Here is a 13777-nt window from a genome sequence, read left to right on the forward strand (position 1 = left end):
TGGTGACCTTCGCCGGCGCCTACCCGGCGGCCTGCCCGGCTTTCTCGGCGGCTATGCGGCGGTGTTCGGCGGCCTTGCGGTCGTAGATCTCCGCCATCCGCAGGTGGTACGCCGGGTCGTCCTGCTCGTAGACGTCCGGGATGCCGTCGAGGTCGTCGTCCCGCTCCTCGGCCTCGACCAGCCGCCGGTAGCGGGCGTTGCGTATTTTCAGCAGCACCGTGGCGCACAGGGCCGCTATCAGCGAGCCGGTGAGCACGGCGGCCTTGACCTCGTCGGTGAGTACGGCGTCGCCGGCGAAGGCGAGTTCGCCGATGAGCAGCGACACGGTGAAGCCGATACCGGCGAGCGAGGCGACCGCGAAGACGTCGCCCCAGGCCAGGTCTTCGCTGAGCGAGGCCCGGGTGAAGCGAGCGGTCAGCCAGGTCCCGCCGAATATCCCGACCGTCTTGCCGACCACCAGTCCGAGGACCACGCCGAGCGTCTCGGGTCTGCCGAACACGTCCCCGAGCGCCCCTCCGGACACCTTCACGCCGGCGCTGAAGAGCGCGAACAGGGGCACGGCGAGCCCTGCCGACAGCGGTCGCACCAGATGCTCGATGTGCTCGCCGGGGGAGTGCTGCTCACCCTTGCGGGTGGTGCAGCGCAGCATCAGGCCCATGGCGACACCGGCGATGGTCGCGTGCACGCCGCTGTTGTACATCAGCGCCCAGATGACGAGGGCGAGCGGCACGTACACGTACCAGCCGCGTACGCCCTTCCTCAGCAGCAGCCAGAAGACGGCGAGGCCCAAGGCCGCGCCGCCGAGCGCCGCGAAGTCGATCCGGGCGGTGAAGAAGACCGCGATGATCAGGATCGCGAACAGGTCGTCGACGACCGCGAGGGTGAGCAGGAAGGCGCGCAGGGCGCCCGGCAGCGAGGTGCCGATGACGGCCAGCACGGCCAGCGCGAAGGCGATGTCGGTGGCCGTGGGCACCGCCCAGCCCTGGGTGGAGCCGCCGCCGGCGAGGGTGGTGAGGGTGTAGACGAGCGCCGGTACGGCCATCCCGCACAGCGCGGCGACCACCGGCAGCACGGCCGCCTTCGGGTCCCGCAGGTCGCCGGCCACCAGCTCGCGTTTGAGTTCGATGCCGGCGACGAAGAAGAAGACCGCGAGCAGGCCGTCGGCGGCCCAGTGGGTGACGGAGAGGTTCAGGCCGAGGGCGCCCGGGCCGAGGTGGAAGTCACCGACGGTCTCGTAGCTGTGGCGCAGCGCCGGGACGTTCGCCCAGACCAGGGCGGCTATCGCGGCGATCAGCAGCAGCACACCGCCCACGGTCTCGGCCCGCAGCGCGTCCGCCACGATGGTCCGCTCGGGCAGCGAGAGCCGGCCGAGGACCTTGCGGGCGGGGGTGGTGCGGGGCGCGGACACGGAGACCTCCGGTCGGTGGGCAGGACGGGTCTACTTGCCGACCAGACTTCCCGGCACACCTTGAGGAACACGCTACTTTGCTTACTTTACCTAAGGTGTGGCGAGCGTTGCCAGGTGAGTCTCACGGTAGGTGCAAAAGGGGCGCCCGGCGCGTTTCGCGCCGGGCGCCCCTTCTGGGACCTTCGGTCGGGATCAGTCCTCGCTCGGCGCCGCCGGGAGCTTCGCCTGGATGAGGTCCATGACCGTCGAGTCCGTCAGCGTGGTCACATCACCGAGCTGGCGGTTCTCGGCGACATCGCGCAGCAGCCGGCGCATGATCTTGCCGGAGCGGGTCTTCGGCAGCTCCGCCACCGGCAGCACCCGCTTCGGCTTGGCGATGGGGCCGAGCGTGGCGCCGACGTGGTTGCGCAGCTCGTTGACGAGGCCCTCGTCCTCGGCGTTCGCCGTGCCCCGCAGGATCACGAAGGCGACGATCGCCTGCCCGGTCGTCTCGTCCGCCGCGCCGACCACGGCCGCCTCGGCGACCGAAGGGTGCGACACCAGCGCCGACTCCACCTCGGTCGTGGAGATGTTGTGCCCGGAGACCAGCATGACGTCGTCCACCCGGCCGAGCAGCCAGATGTCGCCGTCGTCGTCCTTCTTCGCCCCGTCACCGGCGAAGTACTTGCCCTCGAAACGCGACCAGTAGGTGTCCAGGAACCGCTGGTCGTCGCCCCAGATGGTGCGCAGCATCGACGGCCACGGCTCGGTCAGCACCAGATAGCCGCCACCGCCGTTGGGCACCTCGTGCGCCTCGTCGTCCACCACCGTGGCCGAGATGCCGGGCAGCGGGGTCTGCGCGGAACCGGGCTTGGTCGCGGTGACGCCCGGCAGCGGCGAGATCATCATCGCGCCGGTCTCGGTCTGCCACCAGGTGTCCACGATGGGGGTCCGGTCGGCGCCGATGTGCTTGCGATACCAGATCCAGGCCTCGGGGTTGATGGGCTCGCCCACCGAACCCAGCACCCGCAGGGAGGACAGGTCGAACTTCGCGGGGATGTCGTCGCCCCACTTCATGAACGTCCGGATCGCGGTGGGCGCCGTGTACAGGATCGTCACCCCGTACTTCTGCACGATCTCCCAGAACCGGCCCTGGTGCGGGGTGTCCGGAGTGCCCTCGTACATCACCTGCGTCGCGCCGTTGGCCAGCGGCCCGTACACGATGTACGAGTGGCCGGTCACCCAGCCGACGTCGGCCGTGCACCAGTACACGTCCGTCTCCGGCTTGAGGTCGAACACCGCCCAGTGCGTGTACGACGCCTGGGTGAGGTAGCCGCCCGAGGTGTGCAGGATGCCCTTCGGCTTACCCGTCGTACCGGATGTGTAGAGGATGAACAGCGGGTGCTCGGCGTCGAAGGCCTCGGGCGTGTGCTCGGCGGACTGCCGCTCGACGATCTCGTGCCACCACACGTCCCGGGTGTCGTCCCAGGCCACTTCCTGCCCGGTGCGCCGGACGACCAGCACATGCTCGACGTTGCCGGCCTTGCCGGCCGCCTCGTCCACGGCCGGCTTGAGCGCGGACGGCTTGCCGCGCCGGTAGCCGCCGTCGGAGGTGATGACCACCTTGGCGTCCGCGTCCTGGATACGGGTGGCGAGCGCGTCCGCCGAGAAGCCGCCGAAGACCACGGAGTGCGCGGCGCCGATCCGGGCGCAGGCGAGCATCGCGATCGCCGTCTCCGGGATCATCGGCATGTAGACCGCGACCCGGTCGCCCTTGCGGACTCCCAGCTCCAGCAGGGCGTTCGCCGCCTTGGAGACCTCGTCCTTCAGCTCGGCATAGGTGATCGCACGGCTGTCGCCGGGCTCGCCCTCGAAGTGGATGGCGACCCGGTCGCCACGGCCGGCCTCCACGTGCCGGTCCACGCAGTTGTACGCGACATTGAGCTCGCCGTCCTTGAACCACTTCGCGAACGGCGGGTTCGACCAGTCCAGCGTCTCGGTCGGCTCCTTGGCCCAGGTCAGCCGGCGGGCCTGCTCGGCCCAGAAGCCGAGCCTGTCAGCCTTGGCCTGTTCGTACGCCTCGGCCGTGACATTGGCGTTCTCGGCCAGGTCAGCAGGCGGCGCGAAGCGTCGCTCCTCCTTCAAGAGGTTGGCCAGGCTTTCGTTGCTCACGACATCTCCCTTTCCAAGGGTGTCCGTTGTGTCCCAGGCCACAGCTCATCAGACCCGGGGGCCCGGTGACAAGGGCCGTCGAAAAATTGGTTTAGACCTGTCGGCTGCGGTGGGACACGCAGGGCCCGCCGGTGCCGGCCTGGACGGCGCCGACAGGTCCTCGCCGCCTCCTCAGGCCGGGCTGCGCAGCTCCTCCGCGCCCGGTACCCCCTCGAACACCTCTCCCTCTTCCTCGCCTTCGGGCCGGCCCAGCAGATACGCCTGCGCCTCGCCCACATGGAAGTACATCCCGTGCAGCTCCAGCTCGCCGGCCGCCAGCGCCCGCGACACCGAGTCGTGCGCCCGCAGATGCTCCAGCTGCTGGACCACATTGGTCAGACAGAGCCGCTCCGCCGTGTCCGCCGCCGCCCGCCCGGCCAGCCGGACCCCCGGACGGCCTGCGTCGGCCACCCGCGCCAGGCTCGGCAGCCCGTGCCGCAGCCAGCGTCCGAGCGGACTCGTGCCGCCCTCGGCACCGGAACTCAGCAGCGCCTGCATCGCCCCGCACCCGGAGTGCCCGCACACCGTGATGGACCGCACCTTCAGTACGTCCACCGCGTACTCGATCGCGGCCGCCACCGAGTCGTCGCCGTTCTCCTCACCCGGAAGGGGAACCAGATTGCCGACGTTGCGGACCACGAACAGGTCACCCGGGCCACTGGAGGTGATCATCGAGGTGACGAGCCGGGAGTCGGCGCAGGTGAGGAAGAGCTGCGACGGCCGCTGCCCCTCGCGCGCCAGCCGGGCCAGCTCCTCCCGTACCAGGGGCGCGGTGTCGCGCTGGAACAGGCCGATCCCCTGCGCGAGCTCATGACCGGCTCCGCCGGCCCTGCCGCCGCCCCAGCGGGCGAGGCCCGACCTGACGAGGCCCGGCCCATGTCCGTGACCGGCACGGGGCTCGGGGCGAGGCCCGTGCTCAGGTCCGTGGCCGACGTACTCCGGTGAGCGCACGCCCACCCGGCAACCGGTCAGCTCGGCGGAGCCGCCCTGTGCGATGTGGGCCCGGCGCCAGTCCCGCAGTGACTCGTACGCCGCGTGGTCCATGAACGAGCCGTCCAACTCCACGACGGCGGGTGCTCCTTGGGGCACGAGGTGCAGGGCTCTGCTGAGCCGGGGCACCGCCAGGAACGTCAGCTGCCCTCTTACGTGTACGCGATGGACTCCTCCCTTCTCTTCATGGGTGATGAGGGTGCGGGCGAGGCGGTTCAGGGCGACGGCGACGGCCACGGCGACCCCGAGGAGCACGCCCTCCAGGACGCCGAGCATCACGACGCCGAGTGTGGTGACGGCGTACACCGCGACCTCACGGTGGCGGGTCACCGTGCGGATGTGGTGCAGGGACACCATCTGGATGCCGACGGCCATCACCAGGGCGGCGAGCGAGGCGAGCGGGATGAGATCCAGGACCGGGACCATCAGCAGCGCGGCGACTACTACGAAAACGCCGTGCAGCATCGTGGAGTTCCGGCTGACGGCACCGGATTGCACATTGGCCGAACTGCGCACCGCGACCCCCGCGACCGGCAGTCCGCCGAGCGCCCCGGAGACGATGTTGGCCGCGCCCTGACCGAGCAGTTCGCGGTCCAGGTCGGACCGGCCGACCCGGGACTGGGTTCCGGGACGGCCGGCCACCAGCTTGTCCACGGCGACCGCGCCGAGCAGCGACTGCACACTGCACACCAGCGTGGTGGTGAGCACGGCGGCCACGATGCCGAGCACCGGTCCCTCGGGCAGCCCCGCCAGGGCATGGCTGCTCCAGGACGGCAGGTCGACCCGGGTCAGCGTGAGCCCGGTGAGCGTGGCGGTCGCGGTCGCACCGGCGACGGCGACCAGGGCCGCCGGGACCGTGCGCAGCAGACGGCCCGCTCTGCCGGGGATCCGGGGCCAGCCGAACAGCAGGGCCAGGGTCAGCGCGCTCATCGCCACGGCGGCCGGGTGCAGGTTCGCCAACTGGGCGGGCAGTGCGCGGAGGTTGGCGAGGACCGAGCTCTGCGGGTTGCCGCCGAGCACGATGTGCAACTGGGCGACGGCGATGGTGACACCGATGCCGGCGAGCATGCCGTGCACCACGGCCGGGCTGACGGCGAGCGCGGTGCGGGCCACCCGCAGGCAGCCCAGGCCGAGTTGGGCCAGTCCGGCGAGGACGGTGATGCCGCAGGTGGCCTGCCAGCCGTAGCGGTGGATCAGATCGGCGGTGACCACGGTGAGCCCGGCGGCCGGGCCGCTGACCTGGAGTGGGCAGCCGCCGAGCCGCCCGGCGACCAGTCCGCCGACGGCCGCCGCCACCAGCCCGGCCTGCAGGGGGGCGCCGGTGGCGAGGGCGATGCCGAGGGAGAGCGGCAGGGCGATCAGGAAGACCGAGAGGGACGCGGACAGGTCGGCGCCCTCGATCAGGAAACGCCGGCGTGGGGGCGTGGGCGGGCTCGGCGGCCGGTCAGCGCCTTTGGTGCGCTGGGGACTTGTGGCTCCGGCCCGGGCTCCGGCCTGGGCCGGGCCGAGGTTCTCGGGGTGGGTGGGTACGCAGGCTGATGACATGTTTCCCGTCTCCTCCGGGGCAGCGCGGTCGCGGAACAGGGGGACCCCTCGCCAGCGGGCTGGGGCTTGGTCGCGGCCGTGGGGCACGGCGTGCAGTGGCGGGATGAATCAACACTCGGTAAACGAATCGTAATGCAGAGTAAAGGTCAGGCATGGATTTTCTGCGCAAATGGGGCACATCTTCACCTCCATGGGTGAAGTGAGCAGTTCATCGGCTTGTCGTATTAATCCCTCTCTCGGTCCTATGCGACCTTGGCGGCGCTGTCGGCACATACCCGGCACACCGCCATAAAACGCCGTGATCGGCGTTTGCCGAGAGAAGGAAGAAGGTGGGCGGAATTGGCCGCCACCCAGAGGATCGCCGTCGGCGCCGTGGCCGCCGCGGCATGTGCCGCGTCGCTGGCGGGTTGCGCGACCGGCACCAACACGAAAGAAGGGACGTCCGGGCCGCAGAAGGGAGCGCCGGCGCCCCAGAGCATGGTCCGTCTGATCGGCGACGGTTCCACCGCGTACACCGGGGCGCAGCCCCATCTGCCCCGGCCGGAGAAGCTCCAGCCGGGGCAGAAGCCCCCGCAGTTCGTGGTGTTCTCCTGGGACGGTGCGGGCGAGGACAGCCAGAAGCTGTTCTCGCACTTCCGCAAGGTCTCCAAGGAGAACAACGCGACCATGACGTACTTCCTCAGCGGCGTCTACATGCTGCCCGAGGAGAAACGTGACCTCTACCGGCCCCCGCAGCACTCGCCCGGCCGCTCCGAGATCGGCTTCAACGACGAGCAGGGCATCTCCGACACCGTCAAGCAGCTGCGGCTGGCCTGGCTGGAGGGCAACGAGATCGGCACCCACTTCAACGGGCACTTCTGCGGCCCCGACGGGGGTGTCGGTGAGTGGTCGGTGGCGGAGTGGAAGAGCGAGATCGCCCAGGCCAAGCAGTTCGTGAAGAACTGGAAGACCAACACGGGCATGAAGAACGCCGCACCGCTGCCCTTCGACTACGACAAGGAGCTCATCGGCGCCCGCACCCCCTGCCTCGAGGGGCAGAAGAACTTCATGAAGGCGGCGAGCCAGTTGGGCTTCCGCTACGACACCAGCGGTGTCAACGACCAGGTCTGGCCCAAGAGGAAGGAAGGGCTGTGGGACCTGTCGATGCAGCTCGTCCCCTTCCCCGGGCACTCCTTCGAGCAGCTGACCATGGACTACAACTTCATGGTCAACCAGTCCGGCACCTCGACCCAGGGCGACCCCGACAAGTACGACTACTGGGGCGACCAGATGCGTGACGGGCTGATCCAGGGCTTCAACCGGGCCTACAACGGCAACCGTGCACCGCTCGTCATCGGCAACCACTTCGAGTCCTGGAACGGCGGCACCTACATGCGGGCCATCGACGAGGTCGTCGAGAACGTCTGCAACAAGCCCGAGGTGCGCTGTGTCTCCTTCCACCAGCTGGCCGACTGGCTGGACGCCCAGGACCCGCAGGTCCTTGCGAGGCTGCGCACCCTGAACGTGGGCGAGGCCCCGCGGCAGGGCTGGGCGTCCTTCCTCTCCGGCCGCCCCGCCCCGGCACCGAAGGGGGTGCCCGGGGCGCCGGCGGTCAAGCAGTAGGCGGCGGGCGGGAGTCGGCTCCCCGTCGGCGGAGAGCCCACCTCCGTCAGACGGGCGCCGCCACTCCCTCGCCGAGCACGAAGCCGGGGTCGATCTGTGCCGCCAGGTCGGCCCCGGTGCGCTCGTTGCCCCACGACTGGGCGTTCTTCAGGTGGAAGTGGACCATCTGCCGGGTGTAGCGCTCCCAGTCCCGCAGCTCGTACGTCGCGTCGGCGGCGACCTTGAGGGTGCGCAGGGCGCGGGAGTTGTCGTCCTCCAGGAGCTCGAACCGGGGCGGTTGGCCCTTCTCCATGGCGCGCACCCAGTCCGAGTGCCCGACCGTGACCAGCAGGTCGTCCCCGACCTCCGCGCGGAGGAAGTCGATGTCGTCCTGCCCCTGCACCTTGTTGCCGACGACCTTCAGCACGATGCCGAAGTCCCGGGCGTACTCCTTGTACTGGCGATAGACGGAGACCCCCTTCCGGGTCGGCTCGGCGACGAGGAACGTGATGTCGAAGCGGGTGAACATGCCGGAGGCGAAGGAGTCCGAACCCGCCGTCATGTCGACCACGACGTACTCGTCGGGGCCGTCGACGAGGTGGTTCAGGAACAGCTCGACCGCTCCCGTCTTGGAGTGGTAGCAGGAGACTCCCAGGTCCGCGTCCGTGAAGGACCCGGTGACCATCAAACGGACGGCGCCGCCGTCGAGTTCCACCGGGCGCGCACAGGCGTCGTACACCGGATTGGGTTCCCGTACCCGGACCAGCCGCGAGCCCTCGCCGGGCGGAGTGGTCTTGATCATGGTCGCGGCGGAGGCGATGCGCGGGTTGTGGCCGCGCAGGTAGTCCTTGATCACGGAGAGCCGCTCGCCCATCGCGGGCAGGGCCGCCGATTCCCGCTCGTCGAGGCCGAGCGCGGGGCCCAGGTGCTGGTTGATGTCGGCGTCGACGGCGACGACCGGCGCGCCGGCGGCCGCGAGGTGGCGGATGAACAGGGAGGAGAGCGTGGTCTTGCCGCTGCCGCCCTTCCCGACGAAAGCAATTTTCATGTTCACGAAGAGTAGTCGGCTGATAGCTGTACGTGTCGGGTGAAGTGAAGAAGACCACTCCTTCGTGGAGTGGTGGGCCGCAGGTGCGTAGGGTCGTACTCATGAGTACGACACGTGCGACCGCCGATCCGCTCGCGGCCCTGGGCTCGCTGCCCGGTGTGGCCGAGTCCGTGGAGTCCGTGCGCAAGGCCGTGGACCGGGTCTACGGGCACCGGGTCATGCGACGCCGCAGCAACGCCGTCACGTCCGAGGCCGCCCTGCGCGGCGCCCGGGGCAGTGCGGCGCTGTCCGGCGCCGACTGGGCGCTGGAGGAGGTCCGGCGGCGCTCCGACTTCGGTGTCGACGACGAGGCGCGCGTGGTGGGCGCGGCCCTGCGGCTGACCGCCGAGGCGGGCCAACTGCTGTCCATCTGGCGGCAGTCGCCGCTGCGCGTACTGGCCCGGCTGCATCTGGTGGCGGCCGCGACCGGGGACGACGAGGTGGGCCGGCCGCGCCGGGCCGGTGAAGGCGTCGACGAGCCGCTGATCGAGCTGCCGCTGCCGGACGCCGACGAGGTGTCGGGGCGCCTCGACGGGCTCGCCGAGCTGATCATCGCGGGAAGTTCCGCGCCGGCGCTGGTGACAGCCGCCGTGGTGCACGGCGAGCTGCTCGCGCTGCGGCCCTTCACCTCGCACAACGGGCTGGTCGCGCGCGCGGCCGAGCGGATCGTGCTGATCGGCAGCGGCCTCGACCCCAAGTCGATCTGTCCCGCCGAGGTCGGCCACGCCGAGCTGGGGCGCGCCTCGTATCTGGCGGCCCTGGACGGCTATGTCTCGGGCACCCCGGACGGCATGGCTGCCTGGATCGCGCACTGCGGCCGCGCGGTCGAGCTGGGTGTCCGGGAGTCGACCGCGGTCTGCGAGGCGCTGCAGCGCGGCGCGGCGTAAAGGCCACGGGCGGCCGGGAAGGCTGCCGGAACGGGTTGCGGCGGTACGAGTTCTCGTACCGCCGCTGGCATGTTCACCGGGTTACCAGGCGTCCTCGAAATGTCGCCCATCAGGTCGGGTACTTTGCCCGTCACCTGGTGCGGCTGGCCCGTAATCGACGGGTCGACGTCGCGTGGGTGCCCGGTGTCCATGCGGGGTCCGTGGGGCCAAATGCGTTTAAAAAGGTGATCCTCTCGGATGTCCTTCGGTCTCGCGGGCCGCTAACCCCTTTGTACTGCAAGCCCGGAGCAAGCGGAACCCCTGCCTGCAGTTCTTTACTTTTGACTTCAAATACGCACTAAGGAGCGGAAAAGGGGCGTGGAGCGGCCGAACGGGTGAAAGAGGGGGTGGTGCGCCGGTTCAGGCAACCGGGTTCCGGCGCCTGCTCGCGTACCAGACCAGGCCCGCGGTGGCGGCCGCCGCTCCTATCGCGGCCGCGGCGACCAGGGCCGGGCGCGGGGGCGCGGAGATCCGCTGCTTGAGCCGGACCGGGCGGTGGAAGTCCAGGATCGGCCAGCCGCGCCCGAGTGCCTCGCGGCGCAGGGCCCGGTCCGGGTTCACCGCGTGCGGATGCCCGACGGACCGGAGCATCGGCAGGTCGGTGGCCGAGTCGCTGTACGCGTAGCAGCGTTCGAGGTCGTACCCCTCGGAGGCGGCCAGCTCCCGGACCGCCTCGGCCTTCGTCGGACCGTAGGCGTAGTACTCCACCTCGCCGGTGTAGCAGCCGTCGTCACCGACGACCATGCGGGTGGCCACCACCCGGTCGGCGCCCAGCAGTTCGCCGATCGGCTCGACCACCTCGGCGCCCGAGGTGGAGACGATGACGACGTCCCGGCCGGCCCGGTGATGGGCCTCGATGAGGGACGCGGCCTCGTCGTAGATGATCGGGTCGATCAGGTCGTGCAGGGTCTCGGCGACGATCTCCTTGACCTGCTGGACATTCCAGCCACGGACCAGACCGGACAGGTACGCGCGGGTGCGCTCCATCTGGTCGTGGTCCATACCGCCGACCAGGAACACGAACTGGGAGTACGCGTTGCGCAGCGCCGCCCTGCGGTTGATCAGACCGCCTTGGTAGAACGACTTGCTGAAGGTGAGGGTGCTCGACTTCGCAATGACCGTCTTGTCCAGGTCAAAGAAGGCCGCTGTGCGGGGCAAGGAGTGGTTTTCCACAGCCCCGAGCATAGGCGCCCACCATTCGGCGTAAGGTGGGGCGCGTGGGTTTGCCTGAGAGGGCTCTCGGGTACACCATGGAAGTCACGGATCGTTCGCGACCGTGCTAACCCGGTCCGGCTCCTCCCCCCCCGAGTCGGCCGTGGAGACGACCCCCACTCTCCCCCCCGGTGGGGGTCGTCGCATGTCCGGACGGGTTTTTCCTCTCTTCTCCGGGTCCTGGGACCTTGGTCGGGCGGCTGCGGCCGCCCCTTTCGCCTACCCATGATCCGTCACACTGCGTAGTCGTAGCGCTGCGCTGTGGAAGTCGCACAGAGCCCAGAACGGGCCTCACCGGTATGGGTGGCAGCGATATTCACAACCATCGAGTTGTCCACAGTTTTGGACCAAGATCCACACGATTTCCGGGTTCGCTGCACCGTGATTCCAGCCCGCTCCGGCGGCGGCGAGTTCATGGCCGGTTCCGATTGTCGGGCGCCCATGGCCGGTTTCTGTCGGCCGTGCATATGGAGGCCGCTTGCCGGTTCTTCACACGTATGGGAATCGCGTGGCCCGCAGGCCGCGCGCAAGAACGCAGCCAAGGGGGAAGCCCACGTGGCCGGAACTGTCACCCACGAACCACCGTCCGCCCCGGGACGGCCCGGACGCCCGATGATCGTCACCGAGGACGCCGAACTCCTCGACGACCTGTTGCGCCTGTGCGCGGCAGCCGGCGCCAAACCCGAGGTCCATCACGGGCTACCGGAACGCGGCGGCGGCTGGGAGTCCGCCCCGCTCGTCCTGGTCGGCGACGATGCCGCACCCCGGGTGCGCGGGGCCGCGCGCCGCCGGGGGGTGGTGCTGGTCGGCCAGGACCAGGACGACCCGGACGTGTGGAAACGCGCCGTGGAGATCGGCGCGGACCACGTCCTGATGCTGCCCGACGGCGAGCAGTGGCTCGTGGACCGCATCGCCGACGTCGTCGAGGGAGTGGGCCGCCCGGCCCTCACCGTCGGGGTGATCGGCGGCCGGGGCGGGGCCGGTGCCTCCACGCTGGCCTGCGCCCTCGCCGTCACCTCCGCGCGGGAGGGACTGCGCACCCTCCTTGTGGACGCGGATCCACTGGGCGGCGGAATCGACGTACTCCTCGGCGCCGAGACCGCCGAAGGCCTGCGCTGGCCCGCATTCGCCGCCTCCCGCGGCCGGCTCGGCAGTGGCGCCCTGGAGGAGTCACTGCCGGAACTCCACTCGCTGCGGATCCTCAGCTGGGACCGCGGCGACAGCGTGGCGATCCCGCCGCCCGCCGTCCGCGCGGTGCTCGCCGCCGTCCGCAGGCGGGGCGGCACGGTCGTCGTCGATCTGCCGCGCCGCCTGGACGACGAGGTCGCCGAGGTCCTCACCCAGCTCGACCTCGCCGTCCTGGTGGTCCCCGCCGAACTCCGTGCGATCGCGGCGGCGGCCCGGGTGGCGGCCACCGTCGGCATGGTCGTGCGCGATCTCCGGGTGGCGGTACGGGGCCCGTACGCGCCGGGACTCGACGACCGCGAGGTGGCCCGGCTGCTCGGCCTGCCGCTGGCCGGAGAGGTGCCCGTCGAACCGGGCCTGTCCCGCCCGAACCGGAAACCGCCCGGGTCCGCCGCCCGCGGACCACTGGCCCGCTTCTGCAAGGGCTTCTGGGAGCGCACGCTCGTCGAGGCGGGTGGCGTATGAGGCCCGGTACCGCGGGCGCGGACGGCCCGGCGCTGCTCGACGGGGTCCGGCGCTGGCTCGCCGAGAGCGGCGCCGAACCGACCCCCGCGCGCGTGGCGCAGGCGCTGCGCGCACAGGGCCGGGTGCTCGGCGACGCCGAGGTCCTCGGCGCGGCCGAGCGACTGCGCTCCGAACTGGTCGGCAGCGGTCCCCTGGAACCCCTGCTCGCCGACCCCACGGTCACCGACGTCCTGGTGTCCGCCCCGGACCGGGTCTGGGTGGACCGCGGCGGCGGCCTGGAACTGACCCCCGTCGCCTTCCCGGACGCGGCGGCCGTACGACGACTCGCGCAGCGGCTGGCCGCGGTGGCCGGCCGGCGCCTGGACGACGCCCGACCCTGGGCGGACGCCCGGCTGCCCGACGGCACCCGCCTGCACGCGGTGCTGCCTCCGGTCGCGGTCGGCTGCACCTGTCTGTCCCTCAGGGTGGTGCGGCCGCGGGCGTTCACGCTCGATGAACTCGTGGTGGCCGGGACCGTGCCACCGGGCGGCGACCGGATCCTGCGCGCGCTGCTGGCGGCCCGGCTCTCGTTCCTGGTCAGCGGTGGCACCGGCACCGGCAAGACGACCCTGCTGAGCGCGTTGCTCGGTCTGGTGGGCCCGGGGGAGCGGATCGTGCTCGCCGAGGACTCGGCCGAACTCAGGCCCGAACACCCGCACGTCGTGCGGCTGGAGACCAGACCCGCCAACCAGGAGGGCGCCGGCCTGGTCACCCTGGAGGACCTGGTCCGCCAGGCGCTGCGGATGCGCCCCGACCGGCTGGTCGTCGGCGAGGTGCGCGGCCCCGAGGTCGTGCACCTGCTGGCCGCGCTCAACACCGGCCACGAGGGCGGCTGCGGCACGGTGCACGCCAACGCGGCCGCGGACGTCCCCGCCCGCCTGGAGGCACTCGGTACGGCCGCCGGGCTCGACCGGGCCGCCCTGCACAGCCAGTTGGCGGCCGCGCTGTCGGTGGTGCTGCACCTCGTAAGGGACCGCACGGGCCGCCGGCGGATCGCCGAGGTGCATGTGCTGGAACGGGATCCCACGGGTCTGGTGCGGACGGTACCGGCACTGCGCTGGAGCGCGGAGGCCTTCGCGCGCGAGCCGGGGTGGGAGCGGCTGCGGGGGCTGCTGCGAAGTGACGCAAGTGATCTGTGAGTTGAAAGGG

Annotated in this window: 9 protein-coding genes; 4 read left to right on the forward strand and 5 right to left on the reverse strand. The window is 70.9% G+C overall.

The annotated features are described in order from the left end of the window. Positions 1-19: 19 nt before the first annotated feature. From nhaA to ACZ4N4_RS16410, 3 genes are all read right to left on the reverse strand, one after another. Positions 20-1408: a Na+/H+ antiporter NhaA gene (nhaA, locus tag ACZ4N4_RS16400; RefSeq protein WP_467588913.1), complete on the reverse strand. Its 1389-nt coding sequence runs from the start codon at positions 1406-1408 to the stop codon at positions 20-22. A 192-nt stretch (positions 1409-1600) separates the two neighbouring features. Further along, complete coding sequence (gene acs / locus ACZ4N4_RS16405; RefSeq protein WP_453570288.1) at positions 1601-3559, reverse strand: acetate--CoA ligase; 1959 nt, start codon at positions 3557-3559, stop codon at positions 1601-1603. A gap of 171 nt (positions 3560-3730) precedes the next feature. Beyond that, the gene (locus tag ACZ4N4_RS16410; RefSeq protein ID WP_467588917.1) at positions 3731-6133 is read right to left on the reverse strand and encodes a bifunctional SulP family inorganic anion transporter/carbonic anhydrase; all 2403 of its coding nucleotides are present in this window, start codon (positions 6131-6133) and stop codon (positions 3731-3733) included. 339 nt (positions 6134-6472) lie between these two features. On the opposite strand from ACZ4N4_RS16410, the gene ACZ4N4_RS16415 reads away from it, so the two are divergent. Next, the gene (locus ACZ4N4_RS16415; RefSeq protein ID WP_467588920.1) at positions 6473-7735 is read left to right on the forward strand and encodes a polysaccharide deacetylase family protein; all 1263 of its coding nucleotides are present in this window, start codon (positions 6473-6475) and stop codon (positions 7733-7735) included. 46 nt (positions 7736-7781) lie between these two features. Here ACZ4N4_RS16415 and ACZ4N4_RS16420 read toward each other — a convergent pair whose 3' ends face one another. Further along, positions 7782-8762 carry an ATP-binding protein gene (locus tag ACZ4N4_RS16420; RefSeq protein ID WP_467588923.1) on the reverse strand — a complete coding sequence of 327 codons (981 nt, stop codon included), beginning with the start codon at positions 8760-8762 and terminating at the stop codon, positions 7782-7784. A gap of 101 nt (positions 8763-8863) precedes the next feature. Between ACZ4N4_RS16420 and ACZ4N4_RS16425 the strand changes: the two genes are divergently transcribed. After that, entirely contained in the window at positions 8864-9688 is an 825-nt protein-coding gene (locus tag ACZ4N4_RS16425) for a Fic family protein (protein ID WP_467588925.1), read from the forward strand. Positions 9689-10087: 399 nt separating this feature from the next. Here the strand turns inward: ACZ4N4_RS16425 and ACZ4N4_RS16430 are convergent, their stop codons facing one another. Further along, positions 10088-10912, reverse strand: a complete 825-nt coding sequence (locus ACZ4N4_RS16430; RefSeq protein ID WP_467588928.1) for an HAD family hydrolase — start codon at positions 10910-10912, stop codon at positions 10088-10090. 582 nt (positions 10913-11494) lie between these two features. Between ACZ4N4_RS16430 and ssd the strand changes: the two genes are divergently transcribed. After that, a complete protein-coding gene (gene ssd, locus ACZ4N4_RS16435) occupies positions 11495-12589 on the forward strand; it encodes a septum site-determining protein Ssd (RefSeq protein ID WP_467588931.1) in 1095 nt (364 codons plus the stop codon). After that, on the forward strand, positions 12586-13767 hold the full coding sequence (locus tag ACZ4N4_RS16440) for a TadA family conjugal transfer-associated ATPase (RefSeq protein WP_467588934.1): 1182 nt from the start codon (positions 12586-12588) through the stop codon (positions 13765-13767). Before ssd ends, ACZ4N4_RS16440 begins: the two co-directional genes overlap by 4 nt. Positions 13768-13777 lie beyond the last annotated feature (10 nt).

The organism is Streptomyces sp. NPDC026538 (assembly GCF_055567535.1).

Excerpts from the sequence above, each read along its gene's own strand:
- ACZ4N4_RS16410 (WP_467588917.1), bottom strand. The coding sequence starts at position 6,133 with ATGTCATCAGCCTGCGTACCCACCCACCCCGAGAACCTCGGCCCGGCC.
- ACZ4N4_RS16420 (WP_467588923.1), bottom strand. The coding sequence starts at position 8,762 with ATGAAAATTGCTTTCGTCGGGAAGGGCGGCAGCGGCAAGACCACGCTC.
- ACZ4N4_RS16425 (WP_467588925.1), top strand. The coding sequence starts at position 8,864 with ATGAGTACGACACGTGCGACCGCCGATCCGCTCGCGGCCCTGGGCTCG.
- ACZ4N4_RS16430 (WP_467588928.1), bottom strand. The coding sequence starts at position 10,912 with ATGCTCGGGGCTGTGGAAAACCACTCCTTGCCCCGCACAGCGGCCTTC.
- ACZ4N4_RS16440 (WP_467588934.1), top strand. The coding sequence starts at position 12,586 with ATGAGGCCCGGTACCGCGGGCGCGGACGGCCCGGCGCTGCTCGACGGG.